General features: G+C 62.1%; 25 protein-coding genes and 2 pseudogenes. 20 read left to right on the top strand and 7 right to left on the bottom strand.

Features of this window, described 5'->3' with window-relative positions; translation table 11 throughout:
* Both VNT00_RS13610 and VNT00_RS13605 read right to left on the bottom strand, forming a co-directional pair.
* Window positions 1-217 (bottom strand): annotated as a pseudogene (locus tag VNT00_RS13610) (SAM-dependent methyltransferase); the annotation flags it as partial.
* Window positions 214-798, bottom strand: a complete 585-nt coding sequence (locus tag VNT00_RS13605; RefSeq protein ID WP_325588345.1) for a Maf family nucleotide pyrophosphatase — start codon at window positions 796-798, stop codon at window positions 214-216. The gene VNT00_RS13605 and the pseudogene VNT00_RS13610, both read right to left, overlap by 4 nt.
* Before the next feature lie 163 nt (window positions 799-961).
* Between VNT00_RS13605 and VNT00_RS13600 the strand changes: the two genes are divergently transcribed.
* From VNT00_RS13600 to VNT00_RS13510, 19 genes are all read left to right on the top strand, one after another.
* Window positions 962-1,489, top strand: a complete 528-nt coding sequence (locus tag VNT00_RS13600; protein WP_325588343.1) for a YceD family protein — start codon at window positions 962-964, stop codon at window positions 1,487-1,489.
* Window positions 1,490-1,551: 62 nt separating this feature from the next.
* Entirely contained in the window at window positions 1,552-1,734 is a 183-nt protein-coding gene (gene rpmF / locus VNT00_RS13595) for a 50S ribosomal protein L32 (RefSeq protein WP_325588341.1), read from the top strand.
* 39 nt (window positions 1,735-1,773) lie between these two features.
* The gene (plsX, locus tag VNT00_RS13590) at window positions 1,774-2,868 is read left to right on the top strand and encodes a phosphate acyltransferase PlsX (RefSeq protein ID WP_325588339.1); all 1,095 of its coding nucleotides are present in this window, start codon (window positions 1,774-1,776) and stop codon (window positions 2,866-2,868) included.
* Window positions 2,868-3,854 (top strand): beta-ketoacyl-ACP synthase III, encoded by a 987-nt coding sequence (locus VNT00_RS13585; RefSeq protein ID WP_325588337.1) that lies wholly within the window; start codon window positions 2,868-2,870, stop codon window positions 3,852-3,854. The genes plsX and VNT00_RS13585 overlap by 1 nt, the downstream gene beginning before the upstream one ends.
* Window positions 3,855-3,900: 46 nt before the next feature.
* Entirely contained in the window at window positions 3,901-4,836 is a 936-nt protein-coding gene (fabD, locus tag VNT00_RS13580; RefSeq protein WP_325588335.1) for an ACP S-malonyltransferase, read from the top strand.
* 1 nt (window position 4,837) lies between these two features.
* Window positions 4,838-5,581 (top strand): 3-oxoacyl-ACP reductase FabG, encoded by a 744-nt coding sequence (fabG, locus tag VNT00_RS13575; RefSeq protein ID WP_325588333.1) that lies wholly within the window; start codon window positions 4,838-4,840, stop codon window positions 5,579-5,581.
* 282 nt (window positions 5,582-5,863) lie between these two features.
* Complete coding sequence (gene acpP / locus VNT00_RS13570; protein ID WP_113931879.1) at window positions 5,864-6,100, top strand: acyl carrier protein; 237 nt, start codon at window positions 5,864-5,866, stop codon at window positions 6,098-6,100.
* A gap of 148 nt (window positions 6,101-6,248) precedes the next feature.
* Window positions 6,249-7,478, top strand: coding sequence for a beta-ketoacyl-ACP synthase II (gene fabF, locus VNT00_RS13565; protein ID WP_325588329.1), 1,230 nt, complete (start codon window positions 6,249-6,251; stop codon window positions 7,476-7,478).
* 14 nt (window positions 7,479-7,492) lie between these two features.
* On the top strand, window positions 7,493-7,921 hold the full coding sequence (locus VNT00_RS13560; protein WP_325588327.1) for a hypothetical protein: 429 nt from the start codon (window positions 7,493-7,495) through the stop codon (window positions 7,919-7,921).
* Window positions 7,918-8,517, top strand: coding sequence for an RNA polymerase sigma factor RpoE (gene rpoE, locus VNT00_RS13555; RefSeq protein ID WP_325588325.1), 600 nt, complete (start codon window positions 7,918-7,920; stop codon window positions 8,515-8,517). Before VNT00_RS13560 ends, rpoE begins: the two co-directional genes overlap by 4 nt.
* Window positions 8,518-8,527: 10 nt before the next feature.
* Window positions 8,528-9,025, top strand: coding sequence for a sigma-E factor negative regulatory protein (locus VNT00_RS13550; RefSeq protein WP_325588323.1), 498 nt, complete (start codon window positions 8,528-8,530; stop codon window positions 9,023-9,025).
* On the top strand, window positions 9,025-10,059 hold the full coding sequence (locus VNT00_RS13545; RefSeq protein ID WP_325588321.1) for a MucB/RseB C-terminal domain-containing protein: 1,035 nt from the start codon (window positions 9,025-9,027) through the stop codon (window positions 10,057-10,059). The genes VNT00_RS13550 and VNT00_RS13545 overlap by 1 nt, the downstream gene beginning before the upstream one ends.
* A 100-nt stretch (window positions 10,060-10,159) precedes the next feature.
* Window positions 10,160-11,602 carry a DegQ family serine endoprotease gene (locus VNT00_RS13540; protein ID WP_325588348.1) on the top strand — a complete coding sequence of 481 codons (1,443 nt, stop codon included), beginning with the start codon at window positions 10,160-10,162 and terminating at the stop codon, window positions 11,600-11,602.
* A gap of 118 nt (window positions 11,603-11,720) precedes the next feature.
* Window positions 11,721-13,514 (top strand): translation elongation factor 4, encoded by a 1,794-nt coding sequence (lepA, locus tag VNT00_RS13535; protein WP_325588319.1) that lies wholly within the window; start codon window positions 11,721-11,723, stop codon window positions 13,512-13,514.
* A gap of 22 nt (window positions 13,515-13,536) precedes the next feature.
* Window positions 13,537-14,424, top strand: coding sequence for a signal peptidase I (gene lepB, locus VNT00_RS13530; protein ID WP_325588317.1), 888 nt, complete (start codon window positions 13,537-13,539; stop codon window positions 14,422-14,424).
* Window positions 14,424-15,185 (top strand): ribonuclease III, encoded by a 762-nt coding sequence (gene rnc, locus VNT00_RS13525; protein ID WP_325588315.1) that lies wholly within the window; start codon window positions 14,424-14,426, stop codon window positions 15,183-15,185. Before lepB ends, rnc begins: the two co-directional genes overlap by 1 nt.
* On the top strand, window positions 15,182-16,069 hold the full coding sequence (gene era, locus VNT00_RS13520) for a GTPase Era (RefSeq protein ID WP_325588313.1): 888 nt from the start codon (window positions 15,182-15,184) through the stop codon (window positions 16,067-16,069). The genes rnc and era overlap by 4 nt, the downstream gene beginning before the upstream one ends.
* On the top strand, window positions 16,062-16,649 hold the full coding sequence (gene recO / locus VNT00_RS13515) for a DNA repair protein RecO (RefSeq protein WP_325588311.1): 588 nt from the start codon (window positions 16,062-16,064) through the stop codon (window positions 16,647-16,649). Before era ends, recO begins: the two co-directional genes overlap by 8 nt.
* Window positions 16,646-17,236: a PIN domain-containing protein gene (locus VNT00_RS13510; protein ID WP_325588309.1), complete on the top strand. Its 591-nt coding sequence runs from the start codon at window positions 16,646-16,648 to the stop codon at window positions 17,234-17,236. Before recO ends, VNT00_RS13510 begins: the two co-directional genes overlap by 4 nt.
* A 48-nt stretch (window positions 17,237-17,284) precedes the next feature.
* Here VNT00_RS13510 and VNT00_RS13505 read toward each other — a convergent pair whose 3' ends face one another.
* The 5 genes from VNT00_RS13505 to VNT00_RS13485 all read right to left on the bottom strand — a co-directional run bounded on the left by VNT00_RS13505 (window position 17,285) and on the right by VNT00_RS13485 (window position 23,408).
* Entirely contained in the window at window positions 17,285-17,989 is a 705-nt protein-coding gene (locus VNT00_RS13505) for a Bax inhibitor-1/YccA family protein (protein ID WP_325588307.1), read from the bottom strand.
* Window positions 17,990-18,178: 189 nt separating this feature from the next.
* The gene (locus VNT00_RS13500; protein WP_325588305.1) at window positions 18,179-19,579 is read right to left on the bottom strand and encodes an amidohydrolase family protein; all 1,401 of its coding nucleotides are present in this window, start codon (window positions 19,577-19,579) and stop codon (window positions 18,179-18,181) included.
* A gap of 33 nt (window positions 19,580-19,612) precedes the next feature.
* Complete coding sequence (locus VNT00_RS13495; RefSeq protein ID WP_325588303.1) at window positions 19,613-20,998, bottom strand: nucleobase:cation symporter-2 family protein; 1,386 nt, start codon at window positions 20,996-20,998, stop codon at window positions 19,613-19,615.
* Between the two features lie 405 nt (window positions 20,999-21,403).
* Window positions 21,404-21,844, bottom strand: coding sequence for a DNA polymerase III subunit chi (locus VNT00_RS13490; RefSeq protein ID WP_325588301.1), 441 nt, complete (start codon window positions 21,842-21,844; stop codon window positions 21,404-21,406).
* Between the two features lie 55 nt (window positions 21,845-21,899).
* Window positions 21,900-23,408, bottom strand: coding sequence for a leucyl aminopeptidase (locus tag VNT00_RS13485; protein ID WP_325588299.1), 1,509 nt, complete (start codon window positions 23,406-23,408; stop codon window positions 21,900-21,902).
* 54 nt (window positions 23,409-23,462) lie between these two features.
* On the opposite strand from VNT00_RS13485, the pseudogene VNT00_RS13480 reads away from it, so the two are divergent.
* Window positions 23,463-23,661, top strand: a pseudogene (locus VNT00_RS13480) (LPS export ABC transporter permease LptF); the annotation flags it as partial.

Raw genomic sequence — 23,661 nt, 5'->3', positions numbered from 1 at the left:
CGTCGGTTTTCTCGGTGAGCGTGTGAATGGTGATTTCCTGCAGCGGAACCGCCGTGCCGACGAGCTTGAGAAAGGCCCTGGCGGTCTTGGCGTTTTCGGCAATGTAGGTGGTGAGCCGTCCGGCAAGCTCCCGCACGGCCTGGGGCAGCCAGGTTTCGGGGGCGGATTCTCCAAGGCCCACAGGAATCAGGTGCAGGGATCCGGCGGCAGGGTTCATGACAAGTCCGATAGCAAAGGATTCAGGTTGAAAGAGCGCAACATGCGGCACAGGGCGATCAGCGGCAAACCTATGATAGCGGTGGGATCGTCGGACTGCATGCTGTCCATCAGCGCGATGCCCAGCCCCTCGGCCTTGGCGCTGCCGGCGGTATCGAAAGGGCGTTCGCGCCGCAGGTAGGCGTCGATTTCGGCATCGCCTAGAGTGCGGAACCGGCATATGGTGACGATGTCGGCGGTTTCCTGGCGCCTGCCGTCGGTGACGCACAGCGCGCTGTGGAATTCCACGGCCTGGCCGCTGAGGCGGCGCAGTTGTTCCTGGGCGCGCTCGAAGCTGCCCGGCTTGCCGATGGGCGAGCCGTCGATGGTGGCTACTTGATCCGAACCGATGACAAGGGAGTCGGGATGCTGCGCCGCAACAGCCCGGGCCTTTTCGATCGACAGCCGAAGGGCAAGCCGTTCGGGGGTTTCCCGCGGCTGCGGGGTTTCGTCGATATTGGGCGGAATGGCGGCAAATGGCAGGCCAAGGCGGGCGAGCATTTCCTGGCGATACCGCGAGCTTGATGCAAGGATGAGACGCATGGCGGGGCGGGGATTAAGTTGGTTTGACTGTGTTCAGCCAAAAGCGTTATTATCTAATGTTTTCCTAATCTTGCAATCTTGGCCAGGCGACCAGGTTGATGTAATCAAGCTATCCTGATTGCTTGGTTAGGCCGGTTGCCAGGATGGTTGGGCGGAAAGTGCGATGAGTGCTGTGCAGTATATCGATACCTACGAGTTTACCCAGCTTGGCCAGGACACTGGCGGCGAATTGCCGCTGCCGCGTTTTTCCCGGTTTCTGGGCGGCTTGCCCGACCAGGCTGAGGGCTCGGCCGTCAAGTGGTCCTTGCAGGGCGAGCGTAATACCGCCGGCGAGCGGTTTTTGCGGCTGCATGTCCAGGCGTGTCCCAGGTTGAGCTGCCAGCGCTGCCTGCTGCCGCTGGACTGGCCGATCGACTCGGACAGCCGCTTGCAACTGGTCAATTCGGAAGCCGACCTCGACGACATGCCGGACGACGAGTTCGGGGAAAGCATAGAGCGCATCGTGGGCGCAAGGCGCTTCGACGTGCTGTCGCTGGTCGAGGACGAGCTCATCTTGAGCCTGCCGTACGTGCCCAAGCACGATGTTTGTCCATCGGACGCCGCGTTGCCCGGTTTGCGGGACGAAACGCCGCCCGATGCAGCAGTTCGCCCATCGCCGTTCGCGGCGCTGGGCAAGTTAAAGAAAGATTGAATTTGTATTAAACCTTGCGGGATCCATCGCGTACAATAGCGACCCGTTTTCCAGGAGTCATCATGGCCGTTCAGCAAAACAAAAAGAGTCCGTCGAAGCGCGGTATGCATCGTGCACACGATTTCATCACCACGCCTCCCACGGCTATCGAGCCCACCACGGGCGAATTGCACCTGCGCCACCACATCAGCCCCAACGGCGTTTATCGCGGTCGTAAAGTCCTCAAAACCAAGAACGACGAATAATCCGTCGCGTTCTGCGATCTTGTCCAGATTGCGCATTTGATGTCGACAACCAAGATTCGAATCGCTGTCGATTGCATGGGCGGTGACATCGGCATGCCGGTAACGGTTGCCGCTGCCTGGGATTTTGCCCGAAGCAATCCCGACACCCGTTTTTTGCTCGTCGGCGATGAAGCTGGCATTCAGGGCCAGTTGAAATCCCTGGGCTGTACGAGCGACGACTGGTTCCAGGTTCTGGCGGCGTCCGAAGTCGTCCTCATGGATGACCCGGTCGAAGTGGCGCTGCGCCGCAAAAAAGATTCCTCCATGAGGGTCGCGGTTCAGGCTGTCAAGGACGGCCTGGCCGATGCCTGCGTGTCGTCGGGCAACACCGGCGCCTGGATGGCCATATCGCGCTACGTGCTCAAAATGCTGGACGGCATCGACCGCCCGGCCATTGCCACGTCCATTCCGAACCAGAAGGGCGGCGCAACCACCATGCTCGACCTGGGCGCCAACGTCGACTGCACGGCCGAGCACCTGCTGCAGTTCGCCATCATGGGCACCGCGCTGGTCACGGCGCTGTACGGTCGCCCGCAGCCCACGGTGGGTTTGCTGAACATCGGCGAGGAAGTCATCAAGGGCAACGAGGTCGTCAAGCAGGCGGCCGAGCTGCTGCGCGCAAGCGGGCTCAATTTTTACGGCAATGTCGAAGGCGACGACATTTGCAAAGGCACGGTCGACGTCATCGTTTGCGATGGATTCGTCGGCAACGTCGTGCTGAAATCCCTCGAAGGCCTGGCCAAGATGGTGTCCACCATGATGCGGGCCGAATTCGGGCGCGATGCCTTGTCCATGCTGTCGGGCCTTGTCGCCAAGCCTGTGCTCAATCGTTTCCGCGACACGGTCGATAACCGCCGCTACAATGGCGCGGTCCTGCTCGGTCTGCGCGGCATCGTCGTAAAAAGCCACGGCTCGGCCGACCGCTACGCATTCGGCTGTGCGCTTGCGCGCGCGCGCGAGGCCGTGCACAACGGCCTGCTCGACGGCACGACCGATGCCATTCACCTTCTTCGCCGCAGCCTGCAGGCGGCCGCTGAACAATCGACGAAGATTCCCAACGATACTGCCGACTCCTGCGTCGATCCGGGGGTTTGATGGAAGTGACTATGCCTTATGCAAAGATAGTGGGGACGGGCAGCTATTTGCCGCCCCGGGTCGTAAGCAATGACGAACTGGCTGCCGACATGGCGACCCGCAACATCGAAACTTCCGACGAGTGGATCGTCACCCGCACCGGCATCCGCCAGCGCCACATCGCCGATCCCGGCGTCAAGACCAGCTCCATGGCCATCGAGGCGGCCCGCGCCGCCATGCAGGATGCGCGCATCGCGCCGGAAGACGTCGACCTGATCATCGTTGCCACCTCGACGCCCGATTTCATCTTCCCCAGCACGGCCTGCCTGGTTCAGGCGGGCCTGGGCATCAAGCAGGGCGCTGCGTTCGACGTGCAGGCGGTGTGCAGCGGCTTCGTCTATGCCCTGACGACGGCTGAAGTCTTCATCCGGGCCGGCCGCGCCAGGACGGCGCTGGTAATCGGCGCCGAGGTGTTCTCCAGCATACTCGACTGGAACGATCGCAGCACTTGCGTGTTGTTCGGCGACGGCGCAGGCGCGGTGGTCGTGCGGGCCTCGGATGAACCCGGCATCCTCGGCGCCCAGCTCAACGCGGACGGCAGCCACATGAACATCCTGTATGCGGCCGGCAATGTGTCGCACGGCAGCGTCGTGGGCGATCCCTTCCTGCGCATGGACGGCCAGGCGGTGTTCAAGATGGCCGTCAATGCGCTGTCGCAGTCGGCGGCCGATGTGTGCGCCCAGGCGGGTGTGGCGCTCGAGGAAGTCGACTGGCTGGTGCCGCACCAGGCCAATGTCCGGATCCTGAATTTCCTGAGCAAAAAGCTGCACATCCCCATCGAGAAGGTGGTGGTTACCCTCGACAAGCAGGCCAATACGTCAGCGGCCAGCGTGCCCCTGGCCATGGATGCCGCGCGCCGCGACGGCCGCATCAAGGCCGGCGACCTGGTGTTGATGCAGGGCGTGGGAGGCGGTTTCACCTGGGGGTCGGTGCTGGCCAGGATGTAGTGGGCACGCCTTTCTTCATTTCTAAAATCAATAGGCTTAAGACACCATGAAAATCGCTTTTGTCTTTCCGGGGCAGGGGTCGCAGTCCGTCGGCATGCTCGATGCGTGGGCCGGCAACGCCGCTGTGGCGCAGACCCTGGAACAGGCTTCGGCGGCGCTGGGACAGGACTTGAATACCCTGATCGCCCAGGGGCCGGCCGACCAACTGAACCTTACAACCAACACCCAGCCGGTCATGCTTGCGGCCGCCGTGGCCGTGTATCGCGCTTGGGAAGCGGCGGGCGGCAAGGCTCCCGCCCTGGTGGCAGGGCACAGCCTGGGCGAATATTCGGCCCTGACGGCCGCGGGTGCGTTCAAGCTGGAAGATGCGGTGCGGGTGGTGCGCGTACGCGCCGATGCCATGCAGGCCGCCGTGCCGGTCGGCACGGGCGGCATGGCGGCCGTGCTGGGCTTGTCCGACGATGCCGTCAAGACCGTCTGCCAGCAGGCGGCGCAGGGCGAAATCGTGGAAGCCGTCAATTTCAATGCTCCCGCCCAGGTGGTCATTGCCGGGCATAAGGCCGCCGTCGAGCGCGCCTGCGAGCTGGCCAAGGCGGCGGGCGCCAAGCGCGCCCTGGTCCTGCCGGTTTCGGCGCCGTTCCACTCCAGCCTGCTCAAGCCCGCCGCCCTGGTGCTGGAACGCGCTTTGGCCGATATTGCGCTGCAGTCCCCGGCGATTCCCCTTGTCAATAACGTCGATGTACTAAGCCCTTCGGACCCCGCCGCCATCAAGGATGCGCTGGTTCGGCAGGCCTGGCACTCCGTGCGCTGGGTCGAAACCATCCAGGCCATGAAGGCCCAGGGCGTTACGCACGTTGTAGAATGCGGGCCGGGCAAGGTGCTCAACGGGTTGACCAAGCGCATAGACGGCGATCTCGTGGGCCTGGCCATTACCGATCCGGCTTCTCTGGAGTCGGCTCTGGAAAATTTACAGGGAAACTAACGTGCAGGTACAAGAACTCGATGGAAAAATCGCGCTGGTGACTGGCGCCACCCGGGGTATTGGCAAGGCCATCGCCCAGGAGCTGGCCACCCGCGGCGCGCGGGTCGTCGGCACCGCCACCTCCCAGGCCGGCGCGGACGCCATTTCCGAAGCGCTGGCCGAACACCACGGCCGGGGCGTCGTCCTCGACGTGAACGACGCGGCGGCTTGCGATGCGCTGATTGCCGAACTCGGCCAGGACAACGGCGGCCCCCATATTCTGGTGAACAATGCCGGCATTACCCGGGACACCCTGGCCATGCGCATGAAGGACGAGGATTGGGACGCCGTGCTGCAGACGAATTTGTCGTCGGTGTTCCGGCTGTCGCGCGCCGTGCTCAAAAGCATGATGAAGGCCCGTTGGGGGCGTATCGTCAATATCACGTCGGTGGTGGGCTCCAGCGGCAATCCGGGCCAGGCCAATTATGCCGCCGCCAAGGCCGGCGTGGCCGGCATGGCTCGCGCGCTCGCGCGCGAGCTGGGCAGCCGCAACATCACTGTGAACTGCGTGGCGCCGGGCTTCATCGAAACCGACATGACCCGGGCCCTCAGCGAAACCCAGACAGCGGCCCTGCTGACGCAGATTCCGCTGGGCCGCCTGGGTTCCGCCGCCGATGTGGCGAATGCCGTGGCGTTCCTGGCCGGGCCGCAAGCCGGCTACATTACCGGCACGACCCTGCACGTCAATGGCGGCATGTACATGTAATTCGTTTCTCCACCAGGCGTGCGCGCCGGGGCGAACAGCAGGTATTGCCTGGGCAATGCCGCCGCTCCCGGCAAGGTGCACGGTTGATGGAGAAATGGAATAATTGGCTGAACAGGGTAAAATCCCAGCGTCAGCTTAGAGGTGTTCCCGAATAGACAAGGCGCATAAATAATGGAAAATGTCGTTTTGTCCGGGGATACGGTTTTTTGGTCATGGCCAACGCACAACGTTTTTGCGTTTGGCTATAATTTCGCGGGAATTTTTCCCAAATTGGAGATCTGCATGGAAAGCATCGAACAGCGCGTCAAGAAGATCGTCGCTGAACAACTTGGCGTCAACGAGGCCGAGATCAAAAACGAATCTTCCTTCCTTGACGACCTCGGTGCCGATTCGCTCGATATGGTCGAGCTTGTGATGGCACTCGAAGACGAATTCGAAACCGAAATTCCGGACGAAGAGGCCGAGAAAATCACGACGGTCCAGCAAGCTGTCGACTACATCACATCGCACAGCAAGTAGTCATTAACTTTTATGGCGTGTGCGGCGTAGCCGTGTCGCGCACTGGGCGGTTTCCCAAAAAAACTCCCCGCTATCGTGGCTGGCCTTCGATCCAGTGCGGTGGCCGGTGTGTTTGCTGCGAACCGCCTTTTCATTTTAGGAGTCATCCGTGAAGCGACGAGTCGTCATTACCGGTCTTGGTATTGTCTCGCCCGTTGGCAACAATATCGAAAGTGCTTGGGACAATATCGTCAATGGGCGCTCAGGCATCGGCCGCATCACGCGCTTCGACCCCACGCCGTTCAATGCGCAGATAGCGGGTGAAGTCAAGGATTTCGACGTTACGCAATACATGTCGGCCAAGGAAGCCAAGCAAATGGACACCTTCATCCATTACGGCATGGCGGCCGGCATGCAGGCCTGGCGGGATGCCGGGCTGGAAGTCACCGAGGCCAACGCCGAGCGTATCGGCGTCATCGTCGGCTCGGGCATCGGCGGGCTGCCCCGCATCGAAGAAACCCAGGTCGAGTACCTCGAGCGCGGGCCGCGCCGGATCTCGCCGTTCTTCGTGCCGGCCTCGCTCATCAATCTTATTTCCGGCCAACTGTCCATTGCGCTTGGCTTCAAGGGGCCCAGCTATGCCGTGGTGTCCGCCTGCACCACGGGCTTGCACTCCATCGGCGATGCGGCCCGCCTCATCGAGTACGGCGACGCCGACGTCATGGTCGCCGGCGGGGCCGAATCCACGGTGTCGCCCCTGGGCATCGGCGGCTTTGCCGCCATGCGCGCCTTGTCCACGCGCAACGACGATCCCGAAACGGCGTCGCGCCCCTGGGATGTCGATCGCGATGGCTTCGTGCTGGGCGAGGGCGCCGGCGTGCTGGTGCTCGAAGAGTACGAACACGCCCGCAAGCGCGGCGCGCGCATCTATGGCGAGTTCTCGGGCTATGGCATGAGCTCCGACGCCCATCACATCACGTCGCCCGATCGCGATGGCCCGCGCCGCGGCATCGTCAACGCGCTGCGCAACGGCGGCATCAACGGCGACGAAGTGAATTACGTCAACGCGCATGGCACGTCCACGCCCCTGGGCGACAAAAACGAAACCGAGGCGCTCAAGCTGGCCTTCGGCGACCATGCGAAAAAACTGGTCGTCAATTCCACCAAGTCCATGACCGGGCATCTGCTGGGAGCCGCAGGCGGCATCGAGGCGGTCTTCACCACGCTGGCGGTGTACAAGCAGGTTTCGCCTCCCACCATCAACATCTTCAATCAGGATCCCGAGTGCGATCTCGATTACTGCGCCAACCAGGCGCGTGACATGAAGATCGACGTCGCCCTGTCGAACTCCTTCGGGTTTGGCGGCACCAACGGCTCCATGGTCGTAAGGCGGCTTTGAACCCGGATTCCGGCATGAGCCGCGCGAATCAATGGCCCATCCGGCGTCCGCGCCGGATGGGCCTGTTTGCCTGGGCGCTTGCCCTGGCGGCCCTGTTCAGCCTGGCCTATGTTTCCCTATACACTATGCCTGTCGCCTTGTACTTTTTATGGCGCTTCAGGTTTCACCCTCAATGGGGCCTGGCGTGCCCGGCAGGGGTGCTGACCATCAATGATAAAGGCGAGTGGGGATTGTCCATGGGCGAATCGTTCCTGCGGCTGTCGCTGGCCCGGGCCTGGCAAGGCATGGGGTGGGTGACGCTGCGATTTACCGAAGCCGGCACGGGCTGCGCGGGGCCCGAGCTTACCGTCTGGCGCGCCGGCACACCCGCGCCGGCCTGGCGCCGTCTGTGCGTGCTGGCGGCCGGCGGGACGGTTGCGGCCGCGCATAGGGGGGCGGCGTGAGCGAACGCGACATCGACGCCGAACTGGTCGCCCGGGTGCAAAAGGGCGACAAGCGCGCGTTCGACCTTCTGGTTCTCAAATACCAACGAAAAATCATGCGTTTGCTGTCCCGCATGATCCGCGACCCGGGCGAGGTCGAGGATGTGGCGCAAGAGGCCTTCATCAAGGCCTATCGGGCCATCGGCCAGTTTCGCGGCGACAGCGCGTTTTATACCTGGCTTTACCGTATTGCCATCAATACCGCGCGCAACTGGCAGGCGAGCAACTCACGCCGTCCCAGTTCGCCAAATGTAATTGAGACCCAGGACGGTGAAACTTTTAATCAAATTGACAACCTAACCGATATAAGTACGCCGGAGTCGGTGGCGGCCAGCCGCGAAATCGTCGAAACGGTCAACCAGGCCATTGGCGCCCTGCCCGAAGACCTGCGCACAGCCATTGTGCTGCGCGAAATCGAAGGAATGAGCTACGAAGACATAGCTCAAACCATGAATTGCCCCATAGGCACGGTGCGTTCGCGCATTTTTCGGGCGCGCGAGGCGATTGCGGCGCAGCTGCGCCCTGTTTTGGACACCAATGCCGAGCATCGGTGGTAAGGAGTTCACAATGCAAGTTGTGGTTAAATCTGTCGACGAAGAAGCCCTTTCCTGGGAAAGCATCGTTTCGGAATGGCTGGACGGCGAGGGCGAGATTCGCACTGAAGACCTGGATTCACCCTATGGCCGCCAGGTATGGGATACCTATCACCTTATCGGCGATACGCTGCGTAGCGAGGACCTGGCGTTCAAGCCCTCCGAGCTGTTCTATGCGCGGGTGTCCAAGGCCATCGACGCCGAGCCCACCATTCTCGCGCCGCATCGGCACAAGTCTTCCATCGTACGCATGGGGTTGTCCGGCATTGCCGTCGCCGCGGCCGTCGTCACGGTGGTGTGGGTGGCCATGCCGTATTTCTCCTCCGGCGAACAGCCGGCAGGCAGCCAGGTTCAAATCATGGCTTCGGCGTCCGACGACGCAGGACTGCGCGATTATGTCGACGCGCACCGGCAGTTCGCAGGAGTGGAGCCTGTGCGCCAGGTTTCCTTCGACGCCGGGGCTTCCAGGTAATGCCGGCCGGCGTACACGCTACTCCTTCCTGGCGGACCCGGCCGGCGCCGTTTTACCTGGGCATGGGTATTCTGGCCTTGTGGTCGTGTCTGTCGATCCGGGTAGGGCATGCCGCCGATGCGCCGGCGCTCAATCCTTCCTCCGTACTGCTTAAGGTTCAGGCCGCGGCGCGCCAGCTCGACTATGCCGGCGTGCTTACCTACCAGCAGGGCGCCAGCATGCAGTCGGCGCGACTCACCCACGTCGTCGACGGCACCGGCGAGCGCGAGCGGCTCGAGATCCTCGACGGCATGCCGCGCGAATATCTGCGTCAGAACGATTCCGTCCAGTGCCTGATCCCCGAAAAGAAAACCGTCATCATCGAGCCCAGCCGGGCCGATCGCTTTCCGGGGCTGCTGTTGGGCGATGCCAAGAAACTGGATGACCATTACGACCTCAGGCAGCACCGTGGGTCGAATCGCATTGCCGGGCATATGTGCACGGTTTACGACATCGTGCCCAAGGATGCATATCGCTACGGCTATAAATTGTGCATCGAGCCGGGAACCAATTTGCTGCTCAAGACACAAACCTTAAACCGACGCGGTGAAGTCGTGGACCAGGTTGCTTTTTCCATGCTGAAGCTGCGCGATCAGGTACATGTCGACCAACTGGCGTCACCCTGGAACACACAGGGCTGGAAAGTGGTTACGAGCTCCACCGAGCCCGTCGATGTCGCAAAGTTGGGCTGGCGGGTTTCCGCACCCCCGGGGTTCGAACTCCTTACCCAGGTTTCGCGCCCCCTGAAGTCGGGCAAATCGGTGAAGCAATTGGTGTACTCCGATGGCCTGGCCGCAGTATCGGTGTTTATCGAAACCGCCGCCGGACGTGATGAACAAGCCCCCCACAAAGGGCTTGCCCATAACGGCGCCATGAACATTTTCGGTTCCCGCATCGGCGATTACTGGGTGACGGCCATTGGCGAAATGCCGGGCCAGGCCCTGCGCGAGCTCGTGGAGCATACCGAGTACGTTCCGTTGGCCGCAAAACAATAAATGATTTTGTTGAAGGAGTTTCACGATGTCTTTGTCCTGCAGAACAGATCGAAAAATCAAGCTAATTCTGGGATCCGCGACGGCGTGCCTTGTGCTGGCGATGGCCGCGCTGGCAGGCGCGGCGGCAGTGCAGGCCCAGCCGGCGCCCTCGGCCGCTCCCGTGCCGGTACTGGCGCTGCCCGATTTCACTTCGGTGGTTGCCAAGACGGAAGGCTCGGTGGTCAATATCCGCACCACCGAGTCCGTGTCCGTGCGCTCTCCCGGAATGGGCGGGCCGGGCACCGACCCCTATGACATGTTCCGCTGGTTCTTCGGCCCAGATTTCGTGCCGCCCGGCGCCGCGCCGGGCCAGCGCCAGCGCAGTGTTCCCAATCCCGGCCCCAAGGAAAAAGAACGCACCGTGCCGCGCGGTGTCGGTTCGGGCTTCATTATTTCCGAAGACGGTTACATTCTTACCAATAACCATGTCGTGGCGGGTTCCAACGGTATCTTCGTCACCATGACCGACGGCAAAGAGCACAAGGCCAAGATCATCGGCACCGATCCGCGCACCGACGTGGCGCTCATCAAGATCGACGCCAAGGGCCTTACGCCTCTGCCCATCGGCGATTCCAACACGCTCAAGAAAGGGCAGTGGGTGCTGGCCATCGGTTCGCCCTTCGGCCTCGATTCCACGGTAACGGCGGGCATCGTCAGCGCCATCAACCGCGATACCGGCGACTACCTGCCGTTCATTCAAACCGATGTCGCCGTCAATCCCGGCAATTCGGGCGGCCCGCTCATCAATCTGGCCGGCCAGGTCGTGGGCATCAATTCGCAGATCATCTCGCAAAGCGGCGGTTTCATGGGCATTTCGCTGTCCATCCCCATTGACGAAGTCATGCGCGTCGTTGCCCAGCTCAAAGAGCACGGCAAGGTTACCCGCGGCCGCATCGGCGTCCAGATCGGACCGGTTTCCGACGACGTGGCCAAGGCCATCGGCCTGAGCAAGGCTCAGGGCGCCATGGTCAGCAACGTGGCATCGGACGGCCCGGCCAGGGACGCCGGCGTGCAGCCCGGCGACGTCATCACCAAGTTCAACGGCACCGACATCAAGCACTGGACCGATCTGCCCCGCGTCGTGGGGGCGACCAAGCCCGGCACCCATGCAACCATGGAGGTCTGGCGCCGTGGCAAGACCGTGACGCTCAAGCTCAAGGTCGGTGAAATGACCGCCGCCGAAACGGCCGCAGCGGGCTCCGAGCCAGCCACACCCAAGGCGACGGCGGCCGATGCGCTGGGCCTGAAGGTGACCGAGGTTCCGGAAGCCACCCGCAGCAAGGGCAATTTCAAGGGCGGCGTGCTGGTGACCGAGGCCGACGACCCGGCCGCCACGGCGGGCCTGCTGCCGGGCGACGTCATCCTGGTCGTGAACAACAAGGACGTTACCGATCCCAAGCAGTTCGCCAAGCTGGTTTCCGAGCTGCCCAAGAAGCAGGCGGCGGCCTTGCTGGTGCTGCGCGACGGTCAAACCCAATGGGTTCCCGTAACACCCGGAAAATAATCCTCAGAAACGGCTAAAATGCTGCATTAAAGGCAAGAGGAGCGCTCTGTGCGCTCCTCTTTGCTTGTGCCTTCTAACATTGCCCTGGGCGCGGCCCCGGGCTTCCTCGTATTGGTGTATGGATCATATCCGCAACTTCTCCATTATTGCCCACATCGATCATGGCAAGTCCACGCTTGCCGATCGTCTGATTCAGCGTTGCGGTGGCCTGGCCGACCGGGAAATGTCTTCCCAAGTGCTTGATTCCATGGATATCGAGCGCGAGCGCGGTATTACCATCAAGGCACAGACAGCCTCCCTGAGCTACAAGGCCAAAGACGGCAAGGTCTATGCGCTGAACCTCATCGACACCCCGGGCCACGTGGACTTTTCATACGAAGTCAGCCGTTCCTTGTCGGCCTGCGAGGGTGCCCTGCTGGTCGTGGATGCCACGCAGGGGGTCGAAGCCCAGACCGTCGCCAACTGCTATACCGCCATCGAGCTGGGCGTCGAGGTCATTTCCGTCCTCAATAAAATGGATCTGCCGTCGGCCGACCCCGAGGGCGCGCGCAAGGAAATCGAGGACGTCATCGGGCTGGACGCCTCCGACGCCATCCTGGCCAGCGCCAAGACGGGCGTGGGCATCGACGACATCCTGGAGGCTGTCGTGGCCAAGGTGCCGCCTCCAAAGGGCGACTCGCAAAAACCGCTGCAGGCGCTCATTATCGACTCCTGGTTCGACAACTATGTGGGTGTCGTCATGCTGGTGCGCATCGTCAACGGCGTGCTGCGGCCCAAAGACAAAATCCTGCTCATGGCCAGCGGCGCCAACCACCTGTGCGAGCAGATCGGCGTTTTCACGCCCAAGTCCGAGCCGCGCAGCCAGTTGTCCGCCGGCGAAGTGGGCTTCGTCATCGCCGGCATCAAAGAACTGGAACACGCCAAGGTGGGCGATACCGTCACCCTGGCCGCCAGGCCGGCCTCCGAGCCGCTGGCGGGCTTCAAAGAGGTCAAGCCGCAGGTGTTTGCCGGGCTGTATCCGGTGGAAAGCAGCGAATACGACCAATTGCGCGATTCGCTCGAAAAACTCAAGCTCAACGATTCCTCGCTCATGTTCGAGCCCGAGGTTTCCCAGGCGCTGGGCTTTGGCTTTCGCTGCGGCTTCCTGGGCCTGCTGCACATGGAGATCGTGCAGGAAAGGCTGGAGCGCGAATTCGACATGGACATCATCACGACGGCGCCGTCCGTCGTGTACGAGGTCGTGCAGCGCGACGGCACGGTCAGCATGATAGAAAGCCCCTCGCGCATGCCCGACGTCGGCAGCATCGCGGAAATCCGCGAGCCCATCGTGACGGTCACCTTGTTCATGCCGCAGGAATACGTGGGCGCCGTCATGACTTTGTGCATGTCCAAGCGCGGTGTGCAGATCAACATGGCCTACCATGGCCGCCAGGTGCATCTTACCTACGAAATGCCGCTGGCCGAGATCGTGCTCGACTTCTTCGACAAGCTCAAGTCGGTGTCGCGCGGCTACGCGTCCATGGATTACGAGTTCAAAGAGTATCAGGCCTCCGACGTTGTCAAGGTCGACTTGCTGATCAACGGCGACCGCGTCGATGCCCTGGCCATGATGGTGCACCGCAGCAGCGCGCGCTTCCGGGGCCGGGCGGTGGTGACCAAGATGCGTGGCCTGATTCCGCGCCAGATGTTCGATATCGCCATCCAGGCCGCCATCGGCGCCGACATCATCGCCCGCGAAAGCGTCAAGGCCCTGCGCAAGAACGTGCTGGCCAAGTGCTACGGGGGCGATATCAGCCGCAAGAAAAAACTGCTGGAAAAACAAAAAGCCGGCAAGAAGCGCATGAAGCAGGTGGGCAACGTCGAAATTCCCCAAGAGGCGTTTCTGGCTGTTTTGCAGGTGGAAGACAAGTAATTCAAAAAAAGGTGTGCCGTATATGAGCTGGGACTTTGCGCTGATTTTGTTCGTGTTGCTGGTGGTGACGGGAGCCGTCTGGCTTCTGGATCTGGCGTATTTGCGCTCCCGGCGGCGCCAGCGGGGTGCCGCGGCCATGGCGATATTCGATGCCAACCCAACGGGGGTCGGCACCTTCGAGGCGGCGCGGCTGCGCCAGCAGGCCTACGACGAAGCGCATCGCGTGCCCTGGTGGATCGAATACTGTGTCAGCTTTTTTCCGGTGATTCTATTCGTCTTCGTCTTGCGCTCGTTCGTGGTCGAACCGTTCCGCATCCCTTCGGGGTCCATGTTGCCCACCCTGGAAAACGGCGACCTGATTCTCGTCAACAAGTTCGAATACGGCCTGCGCCTGCCCATCATCGACAAAAAAGTGCTTCCCATCGGCGAACCCAAGCGCGGCGACGTCCTGGTGTTCCGCTATCCGGTCGATCCCAGCGTGGACTATATAAAACGGGTGGTGGGCGTGCCGGGCGATGTCGTGCTCTACCAGAATAAAACCTTGTATATCAACGGACAGGAAATCCAGCACACGCGCGACGGCGACTATTTCGAGCCGGACCGGTCCGCCTACGTCGGACGCTATTCCGAGCAACTGGGCACGGTGAAGCACGATATTCTGCTCAATAAGCAGGCCCGGCAAGACTTTATGCCTATTTCGGACTATCCTTATCGAAACAATTGCGAATACCTGGGCAACGGCGTGCGCTGCACGGTGCCGCCCGGGCATTATTTCATGATGGGCGACAACCGCGACAACAGTCTCGACAGCCGGTATTGGGGCTTTGTGCCGGAACAGAACATAGTCGGGCGGGCATTCTTCATCTGGATGAATTTTAGCGAGCCCAGCCGTATAGGCCGGTTCCACTAATGGTCAATATTGCGACTCTCGAAACGGCTATCGACTACCAGTTCGGCGACAAAGCCCTGCTGGAACAGGCACTTACGCATCGCAGCCATAGTTCGCACCACAACGAGCGCCTCGAATTCCTGGGCGACTCGGTGCTTAATTTTGTGGTGGCGGCCTTGCTGTTCAAGCGTTTTCCCAAGATCGACGAAGGCGACCTGTCGCGGTCGCGCGCCAATCTGGTCAAGCAGTCGTCCCTGGCCGAAATCGCGCAAAAGCTCGATTTGTCACAGTACTTGCGCCTGGGCGAAGGCGAACTGAAAAGCGGCGGATTCCGCCGTCCGTCCATACTTGCCGATACCGTCGAGGCCATTTTCGGCGCAGTGTTCCTGGATTCGGGCTTCGATGCGGCGCAAAAAGTCATTTCCCGCCTGTACGCACCCATATTGCAGAACATCGACCCCAAGACCCTAGGCAAAGACCCCAAGACCCTGCTGCAGGAGCTCTTGCAGGGCAACAAGCTCGACCTGCCTTTGTATACCGTGGTGGCCACGCATGGCGCCGCCCACAATCAAATGTTCGAAGTCGAGTGCGCCATTCCCAAGCTCGACATCAAGGTCGGCGCCGCCGGCTCCAGCCGCCGCGCCGCCGAGCAGTTGGCGGCCACGCAGGCCATCGCCGCCATCCAGGCGCAAGCTCCGGCCAAGAGCTCGGGTTCCCGGCCGCGCGCGCGCAAGTCCACGCAGCTGTCCTTGCCCGTGGGGGTTCCCCAGGAGCGCAAATGAGTCAGGAATTCCGTTGCGGTTTCGTTGCCATCGTCGGCCGTCCCAATGTCGGCAAGTCCACATTGGCCAATACGCTCATCGGCAGCAAGATCTCCATTGTTTCGCGCAAGGCGCAAACCACCCGCCATCGCATCCACGGCGTGCTGACCCGCGAGCATGAGCAGTTCGTGTTCGTCGACACCCCCGGTTTCCAGACGCGGCATGGCGGCGCCATGAACCGCATGATGAACCGCGTGGTAACCCAGGCGCTGGCCGACGTGGACGTCGTGCTGCACGTGGTGGAGGCAGGCAAATGGTCCGCCGGCGACGCCCAGCTCCTGCCGCTGCTGCCCAAGGGCGACAACACCATTCTGGTCGTCAACAAGGTCGACGCGCTGAAGGACAAGAACGCCATGTTCTCCTATGTCAGCAAAATCATGGCCCAGCACCCCTACGCGGCGGTCGTGCCGGTCAGCGCCTCGCGCGGCATCCAGCTCGAGAACCTGCTTTCCGAGATCGCATCGCGTCTGCCTGTGGGCGAACCCATGTTCGACACCGAGGCGCTTACCGACCGTTCCGTGCGTTTCATCGCCGCCGAGCTGGTGCGCGAAAAGATATTCCGCCTGGTGGGCGACGAGCTGCCCTACGGCTGCACCGTCGTCATCGAACAATGGGAAGAAACCGACAGCGGGGCCCGCGTTGCGGCCTGCATCGTCGTCGAGCGCGAAAGCCACCGGCCCATCCTGTTGGGAACGGGCGGCGCGCACATGAAGCGCATCGCCTCGGAAGCGCGCCAGGACATGGAAAAGCTGCTCGACAAGCCGGTTTTTCTCGACGTCTACATCAAGGTGCGCAAAGGCTGGTCGGACCGCGAAGGGGCGTTGCGCGAACTCGGGTATGAGTAGACGCGCGAATCGTGTCCAGGATGCCCGCGGGTATCTGCTGCACGCTTCACCCTGGCGTGAAACCTCGCTGATCGTCCACGTGTTTACCGGCGAGCACGGCAATGTCTCGCTGGTGGCCAAGGGCGCCAAGCGCCCGTATTCCGCGCTGCGCCCGGTTCTCAGCGCGTTCCAGCCCCTAGCGCTTTCCTGGAGCGGCGCCGGCGAAATCAAGACCCTCGTGCGCGCCGAATCCCTGGGCATCCATACCCTGGGGGGCCGCGCCCATATGTCGGCCTGGTACATGAACGAGCTTCTGCTGCGCCTGCTGCCGCGCGAAGACCCCCATCCCGTGCTGTTCGACGCCTACGATGCCGCTTTGCTGCAACTGGCCCAGGGCTCGAAGGCGGCCGGCTCCTTGCGCCGCTTCGAGTGGATACTGCTGAACGAAACCGGCTATGGCGTGGATGAGACCGCGCCCGACTTCGACGATGCGCAAGGCGAGCCCGAATTGCGCCGTTCCCTGCGCGAGCGCCTGGACGAGTTGCTGGCAGGGCGGCCCTTGCGCACTCGCAAGGTGCTGATGGAGCTGCAGCGATTTTGAGCGGCCTGCCCGATATCCTGGTCATCGACACCTGCGTGCTGATTTCCAACGTGCTGCGGCGCCTGCTGCTGAGGCTGGCCGGGCACGGCTGCTTCCAGCCGGCCTGGAGCCCGGTCATCGGCGATGAGTGGCGGCGCAATGCCTCGCGGGTGTGGGGCGTGCCCATTGCCGATCTGGAAGTGCAATGGGAGGCGCTGCAGGCCGCGTTTCCCATGGCGGATCAGGGCGATATCGCCGCCTTCAAAGAGGGGCTCAAACGCAGCGATCCCAAAGACTGGCATGTCATTGCCGCCGCCCTGGCGGCCCAGGCGCGCCACCCCGGCCGTGCGGTGGCGGTCGTGACGCGCAATACCCGCGATTTCAACCGTTCCGAATTGCGTCAGCGCGGCCTGCAGTTGTTCGATCCCGACCAGTTGCTGCTGCGCTGCTGGGAGTCCGCCCCCGAGCTGGTGCGCAGCCAGTGCACCCTGATCGCCGACGACGCCCTCCAGGCGGGACGCGAGGCCGAGGCTCTGGACAGCGTGCTGCGCCGCGAACGCCTGTTCCGCTTCAATCGCGTGCTGGACGCGCAGCCTGTCCCACCATAAGGAAAAGCCCCCGGAGGGGGGCTTTATGAACGCGTAGCGGCAGCTTTTTTAGCGCCGGTCGCCGCCGAAGATGCCCAGCAGCATGAGCAGGTTGGCGAAAATATTGTAGACGTCCAGATAAATGGCCAGCGTGGCGGAAACGTAATTGGTTTCGCCGCCCCGGATGACGCGCTGCAGGTCGACCAGCAGGAAGGCCGAGAAAATGACGATGGCCATGACGGATACGGTCAGTACCAGCGCCGGCAGCTGCAGGAAGATATTGGCCAGCGAGGCGACGATCAGGATGACGACGCCGATGAACAGAAATTTTTGCCAGTGCGAGAAATCGCGCTTGGTGGTGCTGGCCACCGAAGCCATGGCGCCGAACACCACCGCCGTGCCGCCAAATGCCAGCATGATGAGCTGGGTGCCGTTGGCAAAGCCCATTACATGGCCCAGCAGGCGTGACAGCATGATGCCCATGAAGAAGGTAAAGGCCAGCAGCAGGGCCACGCCCAGCGAGCTGTTCTTGTTGCGCTCGATGAGGAACATGAGGCCGAAGGCGCCGATGAGGAAGATGATGGCGCTGGTTCCCGGGCTGGTCGCCATGGCGTTGTTGATGCCGGTGTGCAAGCCGACCAGGGCTCCCAGCACGGTGGGGATCATGGACAGGGCCAGCAGCCAGTAGGTATTGCGCAGAACGCGGTTACGTACAACGTCTCCGCCGGCGTACGCTTCTTGGCCAGGAAGGGAAGGTTGACGAAAGTCGCTCATGTTGGATCCTTTAGTGTCGATAGACGAGGTTGTTGCAGGCCGAAAGGCGCACATCTGGCTCAATATAGCACTTTGAGCCCGGCTCGCTTTGAAATGCGTGATGCAGCCATGCCGGCCATACTTTGGTTGGAGTGCGAAACTCGCAAAAAGTTTAGGTATTTGCAGATTAACTTACAAATAACTGAACAATCAAGTAGTGCTTGCCTGTGGTCCACCATCTCCACGCACCGGAATCTTCAGGCGCCTTATGAGCTGTCGGCAGGCATCGAGGGCCTGTTGCTTGATTTCGTCGCCGTCCACGCATTGCAGGCGCTGGTTTTCGTATACGATCCTGCCGTCTACCATGGTGTGAGTCACGTCCCGGCCCGAGCCGGAATAAACCAAGTTGCAGATAAGGTCGAAACAGGGAACCTGAGCTGGCGTGTCCAAGGATACGACGGCGATGTCGGCCAATTTCCCCACGGCAAGCTGGCCGGCGTCCACGCCTGCCAGCCGGGCGCCTTCGCGCGTAGCCAGTTCGAACGCGTCCCAGGCATTGCTGGCGATGGGGTCCAGCAGTGCCAGGCGCTGCACATAGATGACTTGTTTCATGATCTGGAACAGATCCATACAGTGGCCGGCTGCTCCGTCCGCACCGATTCCTATCGTTGCGCCGGCGGTGCGCAAATCCTTGAGCCGCATGGCGCCCGAAGCGAGGTATTCGTTGGACATAGGGTTATGGGCGATGCCGCAGCGCCGCCGGCCTGCGATTTCCACTTCTGCGTCGTCCAGCCAGATTGCATGGGCGAAGGTGGCGTTCTGATCCAGCAGGCCTTCGCGTTCCATCCAGGCGAACGGGCGCGCTCCATAGGCGCGCTCGTAGATTTCAGGATCGACGCGGGCCTCGGAGCAGTGCGTTTGCCATTTGACCCCGAACTCGGCTGCCAGCGCGACCGACTGGCGCACCAGCTCCTGATCGTTATAGATGATGTTGATGGGGGAGGGCCAGATGGCGATCCGATCATCGCGCCAGTGCTCGAGGCATTCGCGCATCGAGGCGATTTCGTCGGCGGTATCGTGGAGGAACAAGGCCGCGTCGAGCCCGTTGTCGCGGGCGACGTCGGTAAATGGACCGAACATGCCGCGGGCGACGGCGCCGCGCAGCCCCATGTCGCGCAGGGCCGCTGCGACAGCCAGGGTCGTGGCAGTGTCGGCCGGTGCGTAATGGTTGTCGATGATGGTGGTTGTGCCGCAGCTCAACGCCTCCATGGCGCCGGCGCGCACGGCGGCGACGGCTTCGGCCGAAGAAATGTTGGCGGCCAGCGGCAGCATGAATTCGCCCAGCCACTGCCAGAGCGCCATGCCGTCCCCCAGGCCGCGTCCGGCGACCTGGAAGAGATGGTTGTGGCTGTCTATCAGGCCCGGAATGATGGCGTGGCCGCGGCAGTCGATGACTCGCGCGGCGCGCCAATGGGCCAGTTCCTCGGTCGGGCCTACGGCGGCGATTCGGTTGCCGAGCACGGCGACAGCAGCGTCCTGGAGGATGCGCCGTTCATCGTCCATAGTAACGACGGTGCCGCGCGTGAACAAGATATCGCAAGTGTCGGACATATGGTTTTCCGTCGAGATCGGGCCCCGAAGCGCCTATGGAGTCTGGCCGGCCGGAGGCAGAGTGCGCACGGCTTCGGCTACGGGAGGTTCGCTGGGAAGATTCTCCAGCCCTTGGTGTACGCCGTTGAAGATGACATTGAGCACGACCGCGGTGACGACGGTCAGCAATACGCCGCTTTGCAGGAACGGTGACAGATAGGATGGGAATGCCGAGAAGAAATTGGGCGACATGGTTGGAATCATGCCTATCCCCAGGCTGATGGCCATAATGAGCGTATTGTGGCGATTGTGCCGAAAGTCCACGCCCTGCAGAATGCGTACACCCGAAGCGGCCACCATGCCGAACATGGCGATCGCCGCGCCGCCCAGCACATATTGGGGGATGGTGGCGATAATATGGGCGAGCTTGGGCAGCAGGCCCAGTAGAATAAGTATGACGCCGCCTGCCGCGCACACGTAGCGGCTGCGCACTCCCGTAATGCCGACCAGGCCGATGTTCTGGGCATAGGAGGTATAGGGAAAGGCATTGAAAATGCCGCCGATCGTCGCGCCCAGCGCGTCGGCGCGAAGCCCTCGGGTAAATTCTTCGCGCGTGATCTTGTGGTTCAGGATTTCTCCCAGCGAGAAAAACAGTCCGATGGATTCGACCATGGTGATCAGTACGACGAGGGTCATGGTGAATATGGCGACAGGGTCGAAGGTGGGCATGCCGAACTGGAAGGGCCGGACCATTTCCACCATGGGCACAGTGTCGATGCCGCTCAGGCTGACCTTGCCGAACAGGATGGCAACCAGCATTCCGGCCGCTATGCCCGCCAATACAGCCAGGCTGCTGAAGAAGCCGCGTGCGAATCGGGCCACCAGCAGCGTCACGATCAGTACGAGGGCGGCGATGCTGATATAGAACGGATTGCCGAAATCGGGCGCATTGTAGCCCCCGCCGGCCCAAGCTATGGCTACGCCCAGCAGGCCCGTGCCCAGCGACAACAGGGTAGTGCCGGTGACCAGGGGCGGGAACAGCGGCAATGCCCTGATGATCAGGGGCATGAGAAGAAAGCATATGAGCCCGGCCGCGATGATGGAACCGTAGAGCCCGGTCAGGCCCATTTCAGGGTTCAGGCCGATGGCGATCATGGGCGCGATGCCTGCATATGAGACGCCCATCATGACGGGCAGCCTGATGCCGATCCATCTGCCGATGCCCAGGGCTTGCAGCAGCGATACCAGGCCGCAGCAAAGCAAATCGGCGTTGATCAAGACGGCGAGGTGCTCGGGGGAAAGCTTGAGTGCGCCGCCTACGATGAGCGGCACGGTGACGGCGCCCGCGTACATGACGAGAACGTGCTGCAGGCCCAGGGTCGCGGTGCGGCCTATGGGGGGACAGGAGTTGACTTCGTCGACGGCTTTTTGATCTTCCATGGATGTCTCCTCTATTGCCAAGGGCATTGTGCAATGCCTCTGAAGGTCGTTTTTGAAGGAACTGCGCGGATCGGCTTATCCCCCAGAGTGCAGCCGGCCGTTTCTCGAGCATATGCCGACAGCATCGGGGACGGCCCGGATTACGGAAGCGTGGGGGAGAGAAGGGTTCCAGGCCGAAGGGGGTGGGGCCGGCCTCGAGGTGAAAACGGTAGAGCACAGTGCCATGGTGATCCTTGCGTGGAATGCCAATGTGGGCAAAAGCGTCTGCGTTGATGCGGATTAGTTAAACACGGCCCATACTTATCAAACAAATTATTTTATTTTAATAATTTATAGTTATTTTTAATAAATTGAGCAGCGGCATGGGCCGTGGCTTCCCGACTCCTAAATATGGGTTAACAGGCCCTAGTTGGATTCCGAAAGATTGTGGGCGTGCAGGGTATGCCCTTCGGCCTTGTAGTGCTTCCAGCGCTGCCGCGCCGCCCGGACTTCGTCGTCGTCGAGCGGGACGATTTCGAGTATGCGTTCGAACTGTCCGGCGGTGGCGGGGCATTGCTCGTCCAGGTTAAGCAGCCAGGCGGCATCGTCGCCCGACACCATCGACGGCTGGGGCGCGGCGCTTGTCAGCAGCACCGGCGTCTGCGCCGCCAAAGGGTCGTCGGCATAGGTGTGGGGGACGAAAGCCGTGGGTTCGAACTTCCAGAGCAACTGGTCGAACCGTTCGAGCAGCCTGGCGTTTTGGCTATAGACCACCACAGGGTGGTTTGCGAGGTAGTGCTTGGCCACGACCTCGCAAGCCGTAAGCAGGCGGTCGGGCGCGCCGAACGCGAAGTCGACGCGCGCCATCAGGCTCGCCCGCCAGGTCGGGAGCCTGCCGGCCGTTGCGGGCGGCAATGCCGGCTCATGCCTGGTTGAGCAGGTATTGCACCAGAAGCGGCACGGGCCGGCCCGACGCGCCCTTGTCCTTGCCGCTGCGCCATGCTGTGCCGGCGATGTCCAGGTGGGCCCAGCGGTATTTGCCGGTGAAGCGGGACAGGAAGCAGGCGGCGGTAACTGAACCCGCGGGCTGGCCCCCGATATTGGCCATGTCGGCGAAGTTGGAGCGCAGCTGTTCCTGGTAGGCATCTTCCAGGGGCAGGCGCCAGGCAGTGTCGTTGGCGTCCTTGCCGGCCTGCAACAGGCTTTCGGCCAGGGCGTCGTCGGTCGAGAACAGGCCTGTGTTGACGTGCCCCAGGGCCACGATGCAAGCGCCGGTAAGGGTGGCGATGTCGATGACGGCCGCCGGCTTGAAGCGTTCGGCGTAGGTCAGGGCGTCGCACAGGATCAGGCGGCCCTCGGCGTCGGTGTTGAGGATTTCGATGGTCTGGCCCGACATGCTGGTTACCACGTCGCCCGGCTTGTTGGCCCGCCCGCTGGGCAGGTTTTCGCAGGTGGGGATCAGGCCGATGACTTCCTGGCCGATTTCCAGTTCGGCGACGGCGCGCAGCGTGCCCAGCACGCTGGCGGCACCGCACATATCGTATTTCATTTCGTCCATGCCGCTGGCCGGCTTGAGTGAAATGCCGCCGGCATCGAAGGTGATGCCTTTGCCCACCAGGACGATGGGCGCTTTCGCCTTGGCGCCGGCCTTGGCCTTGGCGGCGGGCGGCGTGTAGCGCAGCACGATGAAGGCGGGCGGCTCGTACGAGCCGCGCGCGACGGACAGGAAGGATCCCATCTTGAGCGCTTCGATTTGCTTGACGTTCAGCACTTCGGCCTTCAGGTTCTTGAACTCCTTGGCCAGCTTCTTGGCGGTATTGCCCAGATAGGCGGGAGTGCAGACGTTGGCGGGCAGGTCGCCCAGGTGCCGGGTAAGGTTCATGCCGTTGGCGATGGCGTTGCCGGCGGCAAGCCCGCGCTGCGCTTCGGCTGCCTGGTTGCGGGCCACGGACAGGACGATTTTCTTGAGCTTGGGCTGCGCGTCGGCGTCGCGCTTGCCGAACGTGGCGTCGTAGCGGTAAACGGCCTGGCCGGCGGCAATGGCGGCAGCCTGCGCGCGCTGTTGCAGGCTGGAGCCGGGGCATTCTATTGCGGCTAGTGCGGAAACGCCGTCGGCCAGACGCGCCTGGACGCAGTAGTTGGCGAAGGCCTGTTCGGCGCCGGCGTGGATTTTGGCGCTATAAGCTTCCTGTTTGCCCAGGCCGATTAAAATAATGCGCGTGGCCGATACGCCTTGCAGGTTTCTGAGTACGAGATGGGTGTTGGGCTTGGCCTGGAATTCGCTTTTCAGCACGCTTTTCAGGGCGCCGTTGCTGGCCCGGTCGATAATGTCGGCCGCCGGGCTGAGCACCGCGTCGGCGAATACGCCGACCGCCAGGGCGGGCGTCTTGATCTGATGCAGCGAAGCGGTGGTCTGTGTGCTAAATTCCATGCGAATTCCCGAGAGTGTCTATAAGATACTGTTGATTATCTCGCATTTTTTCTTATGTCACTATTCAAGCGCTCTGTTGTTTCCGAAATACTCAGCCATGCCGGTGTGGTGTTCTCCACCTTGCTGGTGGTGTGGCTAAGCGTGCTGTTGGTGCGCCTGCTGGGCGAAGCCGCGAACGGCACGATCGGCGCCGACGTGGTGTTCGGGCTGGCGGCGTTTTCCAGCATTACCGCGCTGCCCATCATCCTGTCGG

It is taken from the genome of Eoetvoesiella sp., assembly GCF_035555955.1.
GTDB lineage: Bacteria > Pseudomonadota > Gammaproteobacteria > Burkholderiales > Burkholderiaceae_B > Eoetvoesia.
The sequence above is the reverse complement of the archived record's forward strand: the minus strand, read 5'-3'. Positions and strand labels throughout refer to the sequence as shown.

Coding starts and splice junctions, on each gene's coding strand:
- VNT00_RS13605 (WP_325588345.1), bottom strand. CDS start 798: ATGCGTCTCATCCTTGCATCAAGCTCGCGGTATCGCCAGGAAATGCTC.
- VNT00_RS13600 (WP_325588343.1), top strand. CDS start 962: ATGAGTGCTGTGCAGTATATCGATACCTACGAGTTTACCCAGCTTGGC.
- rpmF (WP_325588341.1), top strand. CDS start 1,552: ATGGCCGTTCAGCAAAACAAAAAGAGTCCGTCGAAGCGCGGTATGCAT.
- plsX (WP_325588339.1), top strand. CDS start 1,774: ATGTCGACAACCAAGATTCGAATCGCTGTCGATTGCATGGGCGGTGAC.
- VNT00_RS13585 (WP_325588337.1), top strand. CDS start 2,868: ATGGAAGTGACTATGCCTTATGCAAAGATAGTGGGGACGGGCAGCTAT.
- fabD (WP_325588335.1), top strand. CDS start 3,901: ATGAAAATCGCTTTTGTCTTTCCGGGGCAGGGGTCGCAGTCCGTCGGC.
- acpP (WP_113931879.1), top strand. CDS start 5,864: ATGGAAAGCATCGAACAGCGCGTCAAGAAGATCGTCGCTGAACAACTT.
- VNT00_RS13560 (WP_325588327.1), top strand. CDS start 7,493: ATGAGCCGCGCGAATCAATGGCCCATCCGGCGTCCGCGCCGGATGGGC.
- VNT00_RS13550 (WP_325588323.1), top strand. CDS start 8,528: ATGCAAGTTGTGGTTAAATCTGTCGACGAAGAAGCCCTTTCCTGGGAA.
- VNT00_RS13545 (WP_325588321.1), top strand. CDS start 9,025: ATGCCGGCCGGCGTACACGCTACTCCTTCCTGGCGGACCCGGCCGGCG.
- VNT00_RS13540 (WP_325588348.1), top strand. CDS start 10,160: ATGGCCGCGCTGGCAGGCGCGGCGGCAGTGCAGGCCCAGCCGGCGCCC.
- lepA (WP_325588319.1), top strand. CDS start 11,721: ATGGATCATATCCGCAACTTCTCCATTATTGCCCACATCGATCATGGC.
- lepB (WP_325588317.1), top strand. CDS start 13,537: ATGAGCTGGGACTTTGCGCTGATTTTGTTCGTGTTGCTGGTGGTGACG.
- rnc (WP_325588315.1), top strand. CDS start 14,424: ATGGTCAATATTGCGACTCTCGAAACGGCTATCGACTACCAGTTCGGC.
- era (WP_325588313.1), top strand. CDS start 15,182: ATGAGTCAGGAATTCCGTTGCGGTTTCGTTGCCATCGTCGGCCGTCCC.
- recO (WP_325588311.1), top strand. CDS start 16,062: ATGAGTAGACGCGCGAATCGTGTCCAGGATGCCCGCGGGTATCTGCTG.
- VNT00_RS13505 (WP_325588307.1), bottom strand. CDS start 17,989: ATGAGCGACTTTCGTCAACCTTCCCTTCCTGGCCAAGAAGCGTACGCC.
- VNT00_RS13500 (WP_325588305.1), bottom strand. CDS start 19,579: ATGTCCGACACTTGCGATATCTTGTTCACGCGCGGCACCGTCGTTACT.
- VNT00_RS13495 (WP_325588303.1), bottom strand. CDS start 20,998: ATGGAAGATCAAAAAGCCGTCGACGAAGTCAACTCCTGTCCCCCCATA.
- VNT00_RS13490 (WP_325588301.1), bottom strand. CDS start 21,844: ATGGCGCGCGTCGACTTCGCGTTCGGCGCGCCCGACCGCCTGCTTACG.
- VNT00_RS13485 (WP_325588299.1), bottom strand. CDS start 23,408: ATGGAATTTAGCACACAGACCACCGCTTCGCTGCATCAGATCAAGACG.